Origin of the sequence: Actinokineospora spheciospongiae (genome assembly GCF_003182415.1) — a bacterium.
Lineage (GTDB): Bacteria > Actinomycetota > Actinomycetes > Mycobacteriales > Pseudonocardiaceae > Actinokineospora > Actinokineospora spheciospongiae.
This window is the reverse complement of sequence record NZ_QHCP01000004.1, coordinates 640,675-657,404: the sequence shown is the minus strand read 5'-3', so window position 1 is coordinate 657,404 and position 16,730 is coordinate 640,675. Positions and strand designations below refer to the sequence as shown.

Genomic DNA, 16,730 nt, shown 5'->3' with positions numbered 1-16,730 from the left:
GCGCGGTGCCCACCGGGCGGGCGGTCCTGCGCCGGTCGATGCGCGCGCAGCGCGGCCGAATCCTCGCCGCCGCCGCGCTGTTCACCGGCTACCAGGCGGGTGAGGCGGCGGTGCCGATCCTGATCGGGGTGGTCATCGACCGCGCCGTGGCCACCGGGGACGCGGGGGCGCTGCCGGTGTGGCTGGGGCTGCTGGCGGCGGCGTTCGCCGGGTTGTCGCTGTGCTGGCGGTTCGGCATGCGGGTCGGCACGCTCGCCGGGGTGCGGGCGGACCGGGAGCTGCGGCTCGCGGTGGCGGCCAGGGCACTCGACGCCCGCGGCGGGGGCGCCCTGCTCCCCGGGGAGGCGGTCAGCGTGGCGACCGCCGACGCGCGGCGGACGGCGACGGTGAACTTCCTGGTGCCGCACGGGATCGCCGCCGCGGTGGGGATCACCGTGGCGGGTGCGGCGCTGCTGGCCTTCTCGGTGCCGCTGGGACTGCTGATCCTGCTCGGCACGCCGCCGTTGCTGCTGGTGGTGCGGCTGTTGAGCGCGCCGCTGGAGCGCCGCGGCGCCGCGCAGCAGGAACGCGCAGCGCAGGCGGCCGGGGTCGCCGCCGACCTGGTGCGCGGGGTGCGGGTGGTGAAGGGGATCGGCGCGGAGGCCGCGGCGATGGCCCGGTACCGGCGCACCAGCCGCGAATCGCTCGACGCCACCCTGCACACCACTCGCGCGGAGGCGGGGTACTCCGGGGCGGTCATCGTGGTCAACGGGCTGTTCCTGGCCCTGGTGGCGCTGGTCGGCGGTCGGCTGGCGGCGTCGGGTGAGATCACCGTGGGCCAGTTGGTGTCCGCGGTGGGGTTGGCGCAGTTCCTGCTGGCGCCGCTGGGGACGTTCGGGGAGATCACCGCCGCGCTGGCGGCGGGCCGGGCCTCGGCGGCGCGGATCGCCGGTGTGCTCGCCGCGCCCGCGGCGGTGACCGGCGGGGATGACGAGGTCACCGGGCCGGTCTCGGGTGAACTGGTGCTGACGGGGGTGCGCGGCCCCGGGTTGTCCGGTGTGGACATCCGGGTCGCGGCGGGCGAGTCGGTCGGGGTGGTGGTGACCGATCCCGCCGCCGCGACCGCGCTGCTGCGCTACCTCAACCGCGAGGCGGACCCCGAGTCCGGCCACATCGGACTCGACGGGGTGGGCTTCGGCTCGCTCGACCCGGCGGCGCTGCGGGCGGCGGTGCTGGTGTCCCCGCACGACGCCGACCTGTTCGAGGGCAGCGTCGAGGAGAACCTGTCGGTCCGGGCCTCCCCCACCGCCGACCTGGCCCGCGTCGCCCCGGCCACCCGGGTGGACCAGGTGGCGGAGGCGCTGCCCGCCGGGCTCGCCAGCGCGGTCACCGAGCGGGGGCGGTCGCTCTCGGGTGGGCAGCGGCAGCGGGTCGCGCTGGCCAGGGCGCTGCTGGCCGATCCGCCGGTGCTGGTGCTGCACGACCCGACGACAGCGGTGGACGCCGTCACCGAGGCGGGGATCGCCGCGGGGCTGCGCGAGCTGCGCGCGGGGCGGACGACCGTCCTGCTGACCAGCAGCCCGGCCCTGCTCGCCGAGGTCGATCGCGTCGTCTTCGTCGACCGGGGTTCGGTGGTGGCCACCGGCACCCACGCCCGGCTGATGGCGCAGAACCCCGGCTACCGCGAGGCGGTCCTGACGTGAGCACCCCTCCCCCGGGCAACGCGCCGCTGCCCATCGCCGCACCGGAGCGCACCCGGAAGCTGGTGTGGGCGCTGCTGCGACCGCACCGAACGCAGGCGGTCCTCGCCGCGGTGGCGCTGCTCGGGGCGGCGGGCCTGAGCCTGCTCACCGCTCCCCTGCTCGGCGGCGTCGTCGACCTCGCCGCGAGCGGGAACACCGGGGCGATCACCGGTCGCGTGGTGCTGCTGGCGCTGGCCGCCCTCGGCCAGGGCGGACTCGCGTTCGGCGGGTTGGTGCTGGCCTCGCGGCTCGGTGAGCGGGTGCTGGCGGAGCTGCGGGAGGGCTTCGTCGACAGCGTGCTCGCGCTCCCGCTGGAGCGGATCGAGGAGGGCGGGTCGGGGGACCTGACCTCGCGGGTCACCGAGGACGTGGCGGCGGTCAGCGAGGCGGTGCGGCAGGCCTTCCCCACCTTCGTGCAGTCGGCGCTGGTGATCGGGTTGACGCTGTTCGGGTTGCTGGCGCTGGACTGGCGGTTCGCCGCGGCGGCGCTGGTGGCGGTGCCGATCCAGGTGGCGACCGCGCGCTGGTACCTGCGCCGGTCCGGGCCGCTGTACGCCGCCCAGCGGGTCGCCGCGGCCGGGGAGCAGCAGCAGTTGCTCGACAGCTTCGGCGGTGCGGCGACCGTCCGCGCGTTCCGGCTGGCCGAGGACCACGTGGCCGCTGTGGGGCGGCGGGTGGACACCACCAACGGCCTGGTCGTCGAGGTGACCAGGACGCAGACCCGGTTCTTCGGCAGGCTCAACAGCGCCGAACTCCTCGGGCTGGCCGCGGTGCTGGGCATGGGGTTCGTGCTGGTGGACGCCCGGCTGGTGACCATCGGCGCGGCCAGTGCCGCCGCGCTGTACTTCGCCAACCTGTTCGGGCCGGTCAACTCGGTGCTGTTCCTGCTCGACACCCTCCAGTCGGCCACGGCCAGCCTGGCCCGGCTGGTCGGGGTGATCGACGAGCGCCCCCGAGAGGGCGCGGGCACCGGCGCGGTCCCGGCCGACGGGTCGGTGAAGGCGGTGGGACTGCGGCACGCGTACGTCGCCGGCCACGAGGTGCTGCGCGGGGTGGACCTGGACATCCCGGCGGGCAGCACCGTGGCCCTCGTCGGTGCGAGCGGGGGCGGCAAGAGCACCCTGGCCAAGCTGATCGCGGGCATCCACCGGCCGACGGCGGGTTCGGTGCACCTGGGCGGGGTGGCCCTGGCCGACCTGGACCCCGTCGCGCTGCGCAAGGCCGTTGTGCTGGTGACCCAGGAGGTGCACACCTTCGCGGGCACCCTGGCCGAGGACCTGGCCCTGGCCGCGCCCGGGGCGGACGCCGACGCGGTCCGGGGCGCGCTGGCCACCGTCGGGGCGCTGGACTGGGCGCTGGCGCTGCCCGACGGCCTCGACACCCGGGTCGGCGCGGGCGGGCACGAGCTGACCGTGGTCCAGGCCCAGCAGGTCGCCCTGGCCCGCCTGGTGCTGGCCGACCCGGCGCTGGCCATCCTGGACGAGGCCACCGCGGAGGCGGGCAGCAGCGGTGCCCGGGTCCTGGAGACCGCGGCGGCGGAGGCGTTGCGCGGTCGCACCGGCATCGTCGTGGCGCACCGGCTCAGCCAGGCCGCGGCGGCGGACCTGGTGCTCGTCCTCGACCGCGGCCGGGTGGTCGAGCAGGGCCACCACGACACGCTGGTGGCCGCGGGCGGCCGCTACGCCCGCCTCTGGGCGGCGTGGTCCACCGACCGCGCCTGAACCTGAAACCGACCGAGCGAACGCTCTGGTCGAACGGGATCTCAGTTACGATCACCCGCACTGCGACGGCGAGTGCGGGAGGGCGGCCTTGGCTCGATCGACCCCGGCGCGCGGCACCGCCGACGCGGACCGGGTCGCGCTGGGTTCCCGGCTGCGGCAGGCCCGCCGGGCCGCGGGGCTGACCCTGCGCGAGGTCGCGGGCGCCCTGGCGGTCAGCGCGGGCACCTGGAGCGCCGTGGAGAACGGGCGCACCGGGATCACCGAGGTCCGGCTCGCCGCCGCCGCGGCCCTGCTGCGCACCCGACCGGAAGACCTGGTGGAGAGCCCGGAGCGACCCGGGGGAAGCGACTGGCGCGACTTCCCGCCGCTGGAACTGGACCCACCGCTGGCGGGGGCGCTGGAGGCGTTCGTCGAGCTGGGCTACCACGGTGCGGGCGTGCGCGACATCGCCCAGCGGGCCGGGTTGTCCGTGCCCGGCGTCTACCACCACTGGGCGAGCAAGCAGGACCTGCTGGTGGCGCTGCTCGACCTGGCGGCGGCGGACCTGCTCGCCCGCGCCAGGGCGGCGCGGGCCGAGGGGGACGGGCCGGTGGAGCGGTTCACGCGGCTGGTCGAGTGCCTGGCGCTGTTCCACACGCACCGGCGCGACCTGGGGTTCATCGGCGCAGGCGAGATGCGCGGCCTGGGTGGGGAGAGCCGGGCGCGGATCACCGCGGCCCGGCAGGAGGTGCAGCGCATGGTCGACGACGAGGTGGCCGAGGGTTGCCGACGCGGGCTGATGGGCACCCCGCTGCCGCACGAGGCCGCGCGCGCGGTGGTGACGATGTGCACCGCGCTGCCGCGGTGGTGGTCACCGGAGGGGCCGTCGTCGCCGGAGGAGGTCGCCCGCCAGTACGTCGACTTCGCCCTCGACGTCGTCCGGACCGGGCACTCGCGTTGACAGCGAACCGGACCGCGCCTAGCGTCGAACCGACCAAGCGCTCGGTTTGTTCAGGAGGTTTCCCGTGTCGGTGTACGTGCTCCCCGCGCCCTCGGACCGCGCCCGCGAGCTGTACGACCGCATGGTGGCCTTCATGCAGGAGCAGGTCCTGCCCGCCGAGGCCGCCTACGCCGCGCACCGGGCGGCGGCCGGACCGGACGGGCACGAGGTGCCGCCGGTGGTCGAGGAGCTGAAGGGCGCGGCGAAGGCCGCGGGCCTGTGGAACCTGTTCCTCCCGGCCGAGTCGGGCCTGACGCAGCTCGAGTACGCGCCGATCGCCGAGCTGTCCGGCTGGAGCCTGGACATCGGCCCCGAGGCGATCAACTGCGCGGCCCCGGACACCGGCAACATGGAACTGCTGCACCTGCTCGGCACCGAGCAGCAGCGGCGCGACTGGTTGGAACCCCTGCTGGCGGGCGAGATCCGCTCCGCGTTCGCCATGACCGAGCCCAAGGTCGCCAGCAGCGACGCCACCAACATCGCCACCCGCATCGAGCGCGACGGCGACCGGTACGTGGTCAACGGCCGCAAGTGGTGGACCAGCGGTGCGATGGACCCCCGCTGCGCCTTCTTCATCGTCATGGGCAAGACCGACCCGGCGGCCGAGGCGCACCGGCAGCAGTCGATGGTCATCGTGCCCCGCGACACCCCCGGGGTCGAGGTCGTGCGGGACCTGCCGGTGTTCGGCCACCACGACCAGCACGGCCACGCCGAGGTCCGGTTCACCGACGCGGCCGTGCCGGTGGGCAACATCGTCGGCGAGGAGGGCGGCGGGTTCGCCGCCGCGCAGGCCCGGCTCGGCCCCGGCCGCATCCACCACTGCATGCGCGCCCTCGGTGCCGCCGAGCGGGCGCTGGCCATGGTGGTCGAGCGGGCGAGCACCCGGGTGGCGTTCGGCGGGCCGCTCATCGACCAGGGCGTGGTGCGCCAGCAGCTCGCCGAGTCCCGGCTGGAGGTCGAGCAGGCGCGGCTGCTGTGCCACCACGCCTGCCACGTGATCGACACCCAGGGCAACAAGGCCGCCCGCGACCTGGTGGCCATGGCCAAGGTCGCCGTGCCCCGCGCCGTCACCGCCGTGGTCGACCGCGCCATCCAGATCCACGGTGGGGCGGGCGTCACCGACGTCACGCCGCTGGCCGCGATGTACGGCTGGCACCGGGCGATGCGCCTGTTCGACGGGCCCGACGAGGTGCACCTGCGCTCGGTGGCCAAGGCCGAACTGCGCCGCACCCCCGTCCTCACCCCACCCCGGGGGTAGGACCTGTCTCCGAGACCGGGTTCCCCGACGGAGAACCAGCGTCCGGGACCGAGGCCGATCGGCAGCGGTGCCGGTCACCCGGCGGATGGTTCTCGGTGGCCTCGTTGTCGACGGGCTGTGGACAACCGGTCACAGGGGGGAACGCCGCGCGGTAGGGTTGCCCCCGCTCGGCTTGGGGACGTTTCAGGGGGACTGGTGGCGGACGACGATCTGGAGCTGTTGCGTGCGCGCAACGCTGCGGCGAAAGAGCAGGTGGACGGCCTGCTCGACACCTTCCGGCAGCAGACCGAGGCGCTGCGCGAGGCCCAGGACGCGGCGCTGCGCGCCAGCGCGTCGTTGACGTCGAAGGACGGTCTGGTGCGGGCGAGCGTGGATTCGTCCGGGGCGCTCAGCGCGCTCGAGTTCGCGCCGTCGGCGTTCGACCGGTCGACACCGGAGGCATTGGCGCGAGCCGTGCTGCAACTGGCCCGCCAGGGTGCGGCGGAGGTGCGCGAACGGGTGTCGGACCTGATGGCGCCGGTGAGCGGCGGGCTGCCCGACCTCAGCGACCTGTTCGACGACGCGCCCTCCCTGCGCGGGCTGATGGCAGGCATCCCAGTCCCGCAGGCCGACGCCCCGTCCTCGCACGAGTCGCCGGGCGACGCCGACGACGACGTTCCCGATAGCTGGCTGCGGCGGCGGTAGTCGTGGTCGCACCCGGGGGGAAGATCGACATCCAGCCGGATGTCGCGGCGCGCGCGGCCGAGCGGTTCGCCGCGGCCGCCGAACGGTTGGCGGGTGTCGCCGCGACGCTGGAGGGCGCGCTCGGTGCGGCGGGCGAGTGCTGGGGCGATGACGAGTCCGGCCAGGAGTTCGCGAAGGACTACGTGCCCGGCGCCGACGGCACGGCACAGGGCTTCGCCGCCGTCGTCGAGGGTCTGCGCAACGTCCACCGAGGACTGGCCGACACAGCCAGGTCCTACCGGGACACAGAGGGGACGAACACGGCGGGTTTCGGGGGCGGTGGCTGAGCCGTGGGCATGGAGATCCCCGACGAGGTCAAATGGCTGCTGCCCATCGTCGTCGGTGAGAGTTGGCCGGAGGGCGACGAGGACGGGCTCCGGCGGCTGCGCGACGCGTGGCACGCCGCCGCGCAGGGCGTCCCCGGCGTGTCGGAGACGGCGGATCGGGGCGCGCGGGAGGCGCTGGCGTCCTGGTCCGGCGAGGCCGCGCACAACTTCGAGAACCTGTGGAAGAAGTTCGCCGAGGGCGACGACGCGTACTTCACCGCGCTGGCGAAGGCGTGCCAGGCGCTCGGCGACTCGGCCGACGCGACCGCGCTGGACGTCGAGTACACGAAGTACATGATCATCGCTTCGCTGGTCGTGCTGGCGATCTCCATCGCCACCATGCTCGCGACGTCGTGGTGCACCTTCGGCGCGTCGACGGCGGGCATCGTCCCCGCGCAACTGGCGACCCGGGTGGTCGTCCAGCAACTGTTCCGGCAACTGCTGCAGAAGCTCGTGCAGCAGGGCTTCAAGAAGGTCGCCCAGGAGATCGTCAAGCGGGTCCTGGCCGAGGTGCTCCAGAACGTCGCGCTCGACGTCGGCATCCAGGGCCTGCAGATGGTCGCGGGCGAGCGCGAGGACTGGGACTGGGACAAGACCACCGACTCCGCGATCAGCGGGGCGGTCGACGGCGCGATCGGCCTGGCCTCCGACGCCGTGCCGAAGAACGCCACCCGCGGGGCCTCGGACAGCGTGGCCCGCCACGTCGTCGACGACGCCGCGCGCGGCATGGCCCGGGGGGCGACCGAGGGCGTGACCTCCACCGTCGCCCAGGCCGCGGTCACCGGCGACCTCGACGAACTCAGTGCCCGCGACGTCCTCACCGGCGCCTCCAGCGGGGCCGTCGACCGGGGGGTCGACCGGGTCAAGGACGGCCCCACCCCGACGGCCCCGTCGTCGAACCCCGCGGCGGACGCCGGTTCCGCGACCGCGGGCTCGCAGGTCACCCCGGTGCCGCGGCCGGTGGTGGGCGCGGCGCACACCAGCACGGAAGCAGCGTCCGCCCCACCCGCGGCAGACCCGTCGACCGGACCGCGCACACCGCCGCACTCCCCTGCCCCTTCCCCATCCGGTCCCGACACCCCGACGGGCAGCCACTCGCTGGGCGACGGCGGCGCACGCCCCGCCCAGCCCGCGACCGGGGGGAACCCGCACGGCCCGACGTCGAGCCCGTCCCGGGGTCCCGGGGGCGGTCCGCTCGGACCTGCGCAAGGCGGCGGGCAGGTCCCCGCCTCGCACAGCCAGAGCGGCGGCTCCCCGAGCACGAGCCACCCGGTTCCGGGCAGCGCAGAGCCCCGTGGCCACAGCGGGTCCTCGCAGGTCCACAACAGCTCAGCCCCGGCACAGCCCGCAGGCGGCGATCACAAGGCAGGCGCCGCTCGAACACCCGACAACCCAGCGTCGTCAACGCACTCCGGCGGGGGGAATCCCGGGCACAGCCTCGACGGCGGCTCGTCGCAGGCGCACAACAGCCGCCACACCGGCACCGGGGGCGCCGCGCACGGCACCGACACCGGTGCACCGCACGCGGCAGGCAACTCGTCCCAGAGCGCTCCGCACACCGGCGGTGGCAACTCCGGCCACCCGAACTCCCCCACCTCGCACCCCGGCGGTGGAACTCCCGGCACCTCGGGCTCGGCAGGGCACGGCGGCCCCCCGCAGAGCATTCCGCAGGTGCCCGGCGGCGGGCCCTCCCACGGCCACCCCGGTTCCACCGGTCACAGCAGCCCGCCCACCGCGGACTCGGGGCACCGCGCGGACAGCCCGCGTGCGCACGACCACGGCCAGTCCTCCGGTGGGGGGTTCGCCGGAGGCAGCGGCCCCGGTGCGCCCGGCGAGAGCCGCGGCGGCTCCACCAAATCGGCGGGGTCCACCACACCGGGCACGGCCACCGGCGGCTTCGGTGCGATGCCGAGCGGCCTCGCCCCCGACAGCGGTCCCCCGCTGTCGGGGTCCACGCGCGGTCAGCAGGGCGGCGGTGGACCCGGGTTCGGCCAACAACCGGTGGGCGGAACTCCTCCGGGTGGCGGCCACCCCCCGTGGGGTGGCGGCAGACCGCCCCAGCGGGGCGGCTCCTGGCAGGGTGGCGGTGTACCGCAGCGGAGGCCGCTGCCCCCGTCGTCACCGGACAACTTCCACGGACCACGCCCGGAGGGCCCGCCTCCCGGAACCGCACCGCGCGGACGCGGACCGCGCCCCCACGGCGATCAACCCCCGATGCCGCCTGGTCCGCGGGCAGGCTTCGTACCGCTTGGGCCTGGACCGCAGGGCGCTCCCCACCAGCAGGGTGGTCCGCAACACCCGGGTCCGCAGCACCCGGGTGGGCAGCACCAGCAGGGCGAGCAGCACGGGCAAGGGGCGCCGTTCCAGCGAGGCGGTCCGAACCGGACGGGCAGGCACGGCGGCCACCCGCCCCGCCGGAACGCCCCGGATCAGCCGGGGCCGTACCGGCAGGGACCCGCGGGCGGGTGGGGACCGAACCACACCGGCAGCAGGCCCAGCCCGCACCAGCAGCCGTCCGGCGTCCAGCCGCCCGGGGGCACCCGCGGCGACAGGCCGCCGCGGGGTTCCCAGCCGGACCGGGTGCCGGGTCCGCCGCCCGACCGGCAGTTCCCGCCACGCCACTCCGAGGCCGGACAGCGCCCGCCGGACGGGCGTACCCCGCAGGCACCTGCTCCGCACCCCGCACAAGCACCGCCGGAGCAGCACACGCCCCCGGAGGGTGATCGGTGGCGGCCCCAGGCTCCGGACGGGCCCCGGGCCCCGGAGCCCGGCGCAGCCCGACCGGTCGACAGGACACCCGCGCGGCCGACGAGGTCTGAGGCGGATGCCGCGAGCCCGGTGCCGAAGCGCGCCGACCCGAAGCCGGACCACGCGTTCGAGACCAGCACGTCCGACGAGGACAAGCCGAACGACACCGCGTCGGGCGGTGGCAGCCCGGCCGGGGACGAGCCGGTCGACACCGAGCAGGACACGCCCACACCTGTTCAGAGCAGCATCACCGACGCCTTGGAGCCGTCGACGGAACCGCCCGACATCAGCGACGGGTACCTGTACGACCCCGACTACCGGGCCGGGCGCGAGCAGAACGCCTCCTTCGCCCGGCTGGTCCTCGGGCCGGAGCACAAGACCGACCGCCTCGATGCGCTGACCAGCGAAGCCCTGCGGTTGCGTGACGCCGCGCCCGAGCTGGCCCGCTTGTCCGACGCGGGGGCGATCGCCCTGCACACCTACACCGAGCACGACGTGTTCGACAACGTCAACTCGGCCATGCGCGTCGGCCCGGGGCGCGATTCGCGGGCGTTCGAGAGCATGGTCGACGCCAACCGGGCGATCGTGTCGGCGATCAACGAGCTGCCCGCCCGGCGACTGAGCATGGTCCGCGGCATCACGACGTCGCGGGGCGCGGCGGGGGCGCGGTGGATCGCCTCCCAGTACGAGGTCGGCAAGACCACGGTCGAGCCCGCGCTGGTGAGCGCGACGATCAAGGAACACCCGGACGACAAGAGCGGCTTCGGCGACGACGTCGAAATCCACATCGAGGGCAAGACGGCCCGCGACATCCAGGCGCTGTCGCTCAAGGACGGCGAGCGCGAGGGCATCACCAAGCCCGGCAGCCAGTGGCACACCGTCTCCAAGGAGACCCGCGAGGTCCTCGGCGCGGACGGCGCGCTCCGGGAAAAGACGATCATCCACGTCAAGGAGGTCGTCGCGGGCGACCCGGAGCACCTCGGCCCGAGGGAGGCCGAGGCCGAGCTCAACCGGCGTCGTGGGATCAACGCGGCCGAGAGGACCCGCCGCGAGGCCGAGGCCGCGAAGGCCGCGGCAGGCGGCGGCAACTCCCCCATCTTCGACGCCCTCGGCGGCGACGGCGCCGAGGCCTCGACGCCCGACGGGGACGCACCCCGCCCGAACAGGTCCCCCGGCGAGTCGCTGCGGAACCGCCTCGACGGGGACGGCCCGGCGTCGAGCAGGGACGCGGGGTCGGACGAGGCCTCGGGTGCGAGGCGCGCCGACCGCCAGGGCGAGGCCCGGTCGGAGCACCGCACCCAGCCCGACGGCAACGCCCGGGAATCGGCAGCGCGGCGACCCGGAGCGACCACGGCACCGCACCAGCCGGACACCGCCCACACACCCGACCGCGCCGAGGCGCCGACCTCGACCCGGGCAGACCAAGCGCAGAGCACACCCCGGGACCGCGTCGACGGCCGAATCCCGGCGCACCGCGCCGAGGCGCCCGCACCGCCCCGGCCCGACGACGCGCAGGGTGCTCCACACCGGAGTGGAACAGCACCCGACTCACCGGGGTCCGACCACAGCCGAAACCCTTCGCAGCGCGAAGGTTCACCGGACCCGGAGCGTCTCGACCACGGGCAAGGCGCACCGCAGCGCACGGGGGCACCCGACTCGGCGCATCCGGGGCAAGGCGCACCACGGCAACGCACAGGGGCAACCGACGCACCGCGGTCGGAGGACCCCCCGACCGGGCCACGGCACCGCGATGAGGTCGCGCCGGGGCACCGCACAGCAGCGCCCGAGGCGAACCGGCCCGACAACGCGCACACCGCCGCGCCGCAGGCACGCCCCGGCGGGCAACCCGCGCCCCTGCGCAGGTCTGACCACGCCCAGACCGTCCGACTGCCCGATGAGCACCGGCCCCGGTCCAACGAGCACCCGCCGCCTGCGAACCCGCGGCGGCTCATGAGCAGCGGGCGGATGGCGGACCTCACGCAGCCCGTGGACCCCCGCCTCAGCTCCTCGCAACAGTGGGGACGGCTGTCCCGCGCCACCCGGCCGCCGTTCGAGGCCGCGATCCACGCCGGAACCGCGCACCCGTTCGACGCGGGGCGGTACCTGGCCGCGGAGCACCCGAAGATCGCGGTGGTGAACCCGGGGTTCCGCCACCCACTCGCCCACGAGAACGGATTCCGCACCAACTGCACGAGGGTCGCCACGGCTTCGGCGCTGCGGCACGCGGGCATCGAGGCGGAGGCGGGCCCGGTGCGGCCCGAGCACCTCGACTCGCACGGAACGCTGGAGTACGTGCAGGACCGGCTCGGCGGCTCGTGGCAGGAGCACCGGGACTTCGACAGCGTCATCCGGGAAATGCGCGGGCGGGCGACCGGCTCGCGCGCGGTGGTCGCGGTCGAGTTCGTCGGTCCCGGCGGGACCACCCACAAGCACGTCGCCGACGTGGTGCACACCCGGCACGGCGTCGCGTTCGTGGACGGGCAGTCCAACACCCTGCTGCACCTGCCCACGAACGCCCACCGGGTGCGACTGCTGCCCTACGACCTCGAAGAGGTGTCCCGCAGGCATCGCGAGCGCGCCGTCGGAACACCCCCCGGGCAGCACCGCGGAGAGGGCGGGTTCGGCGGCGCGGAGCCCGATCCCGGAGCGGATCGCCCGCACGGGTCGGCGGATGCCGGGACCCCTGCCGACCGGGGCACGCCCGCGGTGGACCCGCGCGGGCTCCCGACGGCCGAGGAGGTGCGGCAGTACCTGCGCCGCCCGGAGGTGGAGGCCGCGATGCGGTTGGCCGACCGGGCCAGCCTGCGCGACGATTCGGCCAAGATCACGGTGCGCGCCAACGGCGAGGCACTTCGCCTGCACGTCGGCGAGGCCATCGCCGTCCTGCTGCCGCGCCACCCGGAGTTGCTGCGGTCGATGCGGAACACCCCGTTCCTGGAGACCTCGTTCCTGCAGCGCCCGCAGGCCCTGGCCAACCTGCTGAGCCACCACGAGGCGGTCGGAATCCTCACCGATTGCCTCGACCGCACCGAGGACGGGGGCGGCGCGGCGCGGGCAGGCGAGCCCTCGGCCGCGCCGCGGCCTGCCTCGCGCACGCCGGAGCAGGTGCGGATCGCCGACGATGCGCGCGGCTTCGCCAACGACACCCCGGTCGACCAGCGGCAGCAGGGCGGGTACGACAGCAGCCGCGACGGCGACGACGACTACCGGCGCGAGTACCTGGAGTCGCTGTTCTCGAACTGGGCGGACAAGCAGCGACTGCTGCACTCGCTCGCCGCGGAGGTGGCCGAGGCGGCAGGCGGTGAGGCGCATTCGCGTCGATCGGAGAAGAGTCGCGTCCGCGCGTGGGACAAGGCCTCGGTGCCGGGCAGGACGCCCGCTCAACTGACCGACCTGGTCGGCTCGAAGGTGCGGTTCCACACGATGTCCGACGCCTACCGCGGCTTGGCGGCGCTGCTGTCGATCGTCGACCGGCCCGGCAGCCCCTTCGAGATCGTGACCTTCGACGACCGCTTCGCCAAACCCCAGGTGAGCGGCTACCGGGACTTGCAGATGACGGTGCGCATGACCTTGCCCGACGGGTCCGCGCACGTCGGAGAACTGCGGCTGCACCTGTACAAGATCGACGAGGTGGCGCGGTACGAGCACGCCCTCTACGAGGTGCGCCGGGACATCAGGGCGATGGCCGCCGAGCGGGCGGCGGCGGAGAACGCGGAACGAGCGCCGGAGGACCGGGTCGCGCCACGCATGGCGGCGCGGGAGCAAGCCCTGGTCGACTCGATCCTGCGCCGCGAGCAGGAGTTGTTCGGCGCCGCGTTCGCCGAGGCGGGCGGGACCACGGAAAGCGATGAGGCGTGATGGCCGGGACAGTTGACCACTTCCGCTACTGGCAGACACCGTACCGGGTGGAACGGGGAGAGGACGGGGTCGAGCACGGCTACCTGCTCAACCGCGACACGGGCCGGTTCGACACCGCCGACGACCTGGTGTTCGAGGTCGTGGGCGCGACGACGACGAGCCACATCACGACCGTGCCCGTCGAGCAGTACGTGTGGGAGTGCGAGGAGCTCCGGCAGCAGCTCTCGGGTGAGGGCCCGGTGTTCGCGCTCTACGACACGATCGAGGCGATCTACGCCAACGCCCGGTCCGAGGGCCGCAAGCGGCTCGACCCGGCCGAACGCGCGTTGGTGACCTCGTTGCGGCAGCGGACGCACGGGTTGTGGGAGGACGACGAGCGCAGGCGGGCCGCCGGGCAGGAGCCGAAGAACGTGGTGACGGGCAAGCGGGGGCAGCGGTGAGCGTGCGGGGCTGGCGGATCGACGCCGACGAGGCCGTGCGGCGGGTCGAGGAGTGGCTGCGGGTCAGCGGGCTCGACACCCTGGGGGTGGAGCGGGACAAGGTGGTGCGCACCCCGGAGGGGTGGTCGGTGCCGTACAACTCGCTGACCCACATCGACGGGTCGAACCCGCTGGCGGAGCTCTTCCCCGCACCCGCGTTGATCGTGCGGGAGCCCGACGGGCAACTGCGGCAGGCGCCACCGATGCCGGACATGGTCAGCACGCCCGCGGCGGTCCCCGGTGAGCGTCGCCTGCTGGAGCTGCTGGACCCGGAGTTCGAGGAGTCCGGGTTGCAGTACCTGGGCGTGCCGCCGCAGGCCGTCGTGGGCTGGCGGGACCCCGAGACCGACGAGCAGATCCCGAACAGCGGGTACCGGCCCGGCGGTCTGCGCAAGGGGATGCGCAGGCCGCGGGAACCGCTGGAGTGGGTGCTGGTCTTCCGCAACGCGAACTGGCTCGACGACCGGCAGTTCCTGGTGGCGTTGACGCAACTTGACGGGTACGTCCCGCAGCCCGCCCGGGGTGTGGTCTACGCGAGCACCCTGGCCATGGGCGTGGACGGCGGCGACACCAGGTGGGTCAAGGTGTCGCTGTCCACCTACGCCCAGAACGTCTCGGCCGACTCGCGGGTCACGCTGCGCGGGGCGCAGCGGACGGAGCACTTCCGCACCGGGGACCTGGCGGAGGTGCTGCGGGACTTCCCCCGGGTCTTCGCCCCGGTGTGGGAGGAGCACACCCGGTTCGACCAGAGCGAGCAGCTCGCCGCGGAACTGCGGCTGCTGGCGGCCGAGCTGGGCGTGCAGCCGATGGAGCACGGGCCGGAGGGCGCGGTGGGGGCCGCGTTCAAGAACGGGTGGGAGCTCCACGACGACCAGGTCCGGGCGATCGCCCGCGCCGGGCTGTGGAGCCGGGCCGCGTCGGAGAACAACCACCCGCCGCCCGCCGACCCCACCGCCGAGGGCTTCCGCACCGGCTACGACGACGACGGCCGTCCCCTGCCCGTGCTGGACACCTACGGCAAGTTCCACCCGAACCACAACTACGGTTGGCGCTACAGCTATCCGAAGGTGCTCGGCGCCTACCTCGGCTTCGCGCTGGGCGAGGCCTCGGCCCGCGCCAACAACGGCGGCCGGTGGTCGGCACCCGACCAGTTCCGCATCGGGCCCCACACCCGCCGCCTCCTCGCCCTGACCGACGGCCTCATCCGCCTCGCCCACGACCACCCGAACCCCGGCGGGCTCGCCGCTGCCGCCCGAGCGGGCCTCACCGCCGACGACGGCTGGCTGCCGAGGGTCCTCGGCCCCGTCCCGGCGCTGGTCGACCCTGGCGCGGCGGGCCTCGTCTCCGCCCTCCCGCTCGCGCTCCTCGAAGGCGGTCCGCACTCCCGCCCCGAGGGCGGGCTGTTCACCGCCGTCCCGGCGCTGGCCGCCCCGGAGGACGCGCAGGCCACCCACCACCTGGCCCGGGTCTTCGCCGAGATGCTGCGCAAGCAGCCGTTGGACAACCGCCTCTGGTTGCTCCTCCCAGAACTCGACCTCCGGGATCTCGACCTGCGGCTCCCCGACTACCGCTGCTCCGGTGTCCCCGACATGCCCCACCCGGCGCGCCTGGCCTCAGCGCGCGACGCCATGACCACCCTGCGCTTGGCGCTGGCGGCAGCCTCCGGCCACGAACACCTCCCCGAGTGGACCTACCGCCGCGCCATCCAGCACGAGGGCAACCGCCCCCTCGTCAGCGCCATCGCCGGAGCCGTCCTGGGCAGCCACATCGAGGCCCCGGGCCTGCGCTACCTCGACCGCCTCCCCCAGCGGCACATCATCGAGACCCTGGTGGAGGACGCCTTCGCCCACTTCAACCACGCTTCCCCGAAGAACCGCCCCGGTCACTGGGACCGCCGCTACCCGCCCGTGCGGGTCGAGGAACGGTGAACCGCGGAAGCGGCGCCGGGGTGTTCGACGGGGTTGAGGTAGGGGAGGGAATCCAGGGGCCGGTCGGTGAAGAAGTGGACCATCAGGTCGGCCAGTTCGGTGTCGCGTTCGAGGTGCAGGAGGTGGTCGGCTTCCTTGACGGTGGTGAAGCGGCCGCCGATGGCGCGGGCGACCTCGCGGCCCCTGGCGGGCGGGGTGAAGGTGTCGTGCTCGCCCGCGATGAGGAGGGCGGGCGCGGTGACGGTGGGGTGGGTCAGGTGCCAGGAGTGGGCGAGGAGGCGCTCGCGGTGGGTGAAGTCCTGGGCGAGGGCGCGCTGGTCGCGGGTCGCCATCGTGTGGCGCATGTGCCGTTCCACGATCCGGCGCCGCTTCACGGGCAGGTGCGCCGGGGACATGAACTCCCCCACCATGGCGTCGGCGAGTTCCCCGAACTGACCGGCGTCCCACATCCGGCTCCAGTGGTGGACGCGGGCCACGGCCTCGGGGGTCAACTCCGCGGTGAGCGCGGTCAGCATCAGGCGGCGCACGGCCCGGGGGTGGTCGTGGGCCAGCCGCAGGGCGATCGGGGAGCCGAAGCAGCCCCCGAAGAGGTTCACCGGCCCCAGCGACAGCGCGCCGATGGTGTGGTGGACGGCCCCGACCAGGAAGTCCGGGCCGTGCTCGGCGGGCAGGTGGTCGGAATCCCCGTAACCGGGGAGGTCCAGGGTCACCATGCTGGTGTGCTCCAGCAACTGCCGCTCGTAGCGCATCCAGGAGTGCCGGTACTGGGAGGAACCGCCGATGATGACGAGTGGTTCGGTGGCGGAGGCACCCGTGGTGGCGGTGCGGGCCACGAACCGGAAGCCGCGGTACTCCAATTCGTGGTCGGTCGCTCGGACGCAGGCGGTGGTAGACATCGCGCCTGCCTACCGGATCACCTCCGGGGCCGGTGACCACGAGGGGGCGTTTCGCCGTGGGTTTCACTCGGACGAGTGGCGAATTACCGGGCT

General features: G+C 74.6%; 10 protein-coding genes. 9 read left to right on the top strand and 1 reads right to left on the bottom strand.

Annotated elements, in window-relative coordinates; translation table 11 throughout:
- Window positions 1–38: 38 nt before the first annotated feature.
- The 9 genes from DFQ13_RS13515 (at window position 39) to DFQ13_RS13475 (ending at window position 15,741) form a co-directional block, all read left to right on the top strand.
- On the top strand, window positions 39–1,682 hold the full coding sequence (locus tag DFQ13_RS13515) for an ABC transporter ATP-binding protein (protein ID WP_052021369.1): 1,644 nt from the start codon (window positions 39–41) through the stop codon (window positions 1,680–1,682).
- On the top strand, window positions 1,679–3,442 hold the full coding sequence (locus tag DFQ13_RS13510) for an ABC transporter ATP-binding protein (RefSeq protein ID WP_110080041.1): 1,764 nt from the start codon (window positions 1,679–1,681) through the stop codon (window positions 3,440–3,442). Before DFQ13_RS13515 ends, DFQ13_RS13510 begins: the two co-directional genes overlap by 4 nt.
- A gap of 88 nt (window positions 3,443–3,530) precedes the next feature.
- Entirely contained in the window at window positions 3,531–4,382 is an 852-nt protein-coding gene (locus tag DFQ13_RS13505) for a TetR family transcriptional regulator (protein ID WP_110080040.1), read from the top strand.
- Between the two features lie 121 nt (window positions 4,383–4,503).
- Window positions 4,504–5,679, top strand: coding sequence for an acyl-CoA dehydrogenase family protein (locus tag DFQ13_RS13500; protein WP_219994440.1), 1,176 nt, complete (start codon window positions 4,504–4,506; stop codon window positions 5,677–5,679).
- 195 nt (window positions 5,680–5,874) lie between these two features.
- On the top strand, window positions 5,875–6,363 hold the full coding sequence (locus DFQ13_RS13495) for a YbaB/EbfC family nucleoid-associated protein (RefSeq protein ID WP_233438389.1): 489 nt from the start codon (window positions 5,875–5,877) through the stop codon (window positions 6,361–6,363).
- Window positions 6,364–6,365: 2 nt separating this feature from the next.
- Window positions 6,366–6,689 (top strand): WXG100 family type VII secretion target, encoded by a 324-nt coding sequence (locus DFQ13_RS13490; RefSeq protein ID WP_110080038.1) that lies wholly within the window; start codon window positions 6,366–6,368, stop codon window positions 6,687–6,689.
- A gap of 9 nt (window positions 6,690–6,698) precedes the next feature.
- Complete coding sequence (locus DFQ13_RS13485) at window positions 6,699–13,334, top strand: WXG100-like domain-containing protein (protein WP_233438405.1); 6,636 nt, start codon at window positions 6,699–6,701, stop codon at window positions 13,332–13,334.
- Entirely contained in the window at window positions 13,334–13,774 is a 441-nt protein-coding gene (locus DFQ13_RS13480) for a hypothetical protein (protein ID WP_035284579.1), read from the top strand. Before DFQ13_RS13485 ends, DFQ13_RS13480 begins: the two co-directional genes overlap by 1 nt.
- Entirely contained in the window at window positions 13,771–15,741 is a 1,971-nt protein-coding gene (locus tag DFQ13_RS13475) for a YrhB domain-containing protein (protein ID WP_181399963.1), read from the top strand. Before DFQ13_RS13480 ends, DFQ13_RS13475 begins: the two co-directional genes overlap by 4 nt.
- Here the strand turns inward: DFQ13_RS13475 and DFQ13_RS13470 are convergent.
- Window positions 15,711–16,637 (bottom strand): alpha/beta fold hydrolase, encoded by a 927-nt coding sequence (locus DFQ13_RS13470; RefSeq protein WP_110080035.1) that lies wholly within the window; start codon window positions 16,635–16,637, stop codon window positions 15,711–15,713. The two genes, DFQ13_RS13475 and DFQ13_RS13470, sit on opposite strands and share 31 nt — an antisense overlap.
- Window positions 16,638–16,730: the final 93 nt, after the last annotated feature.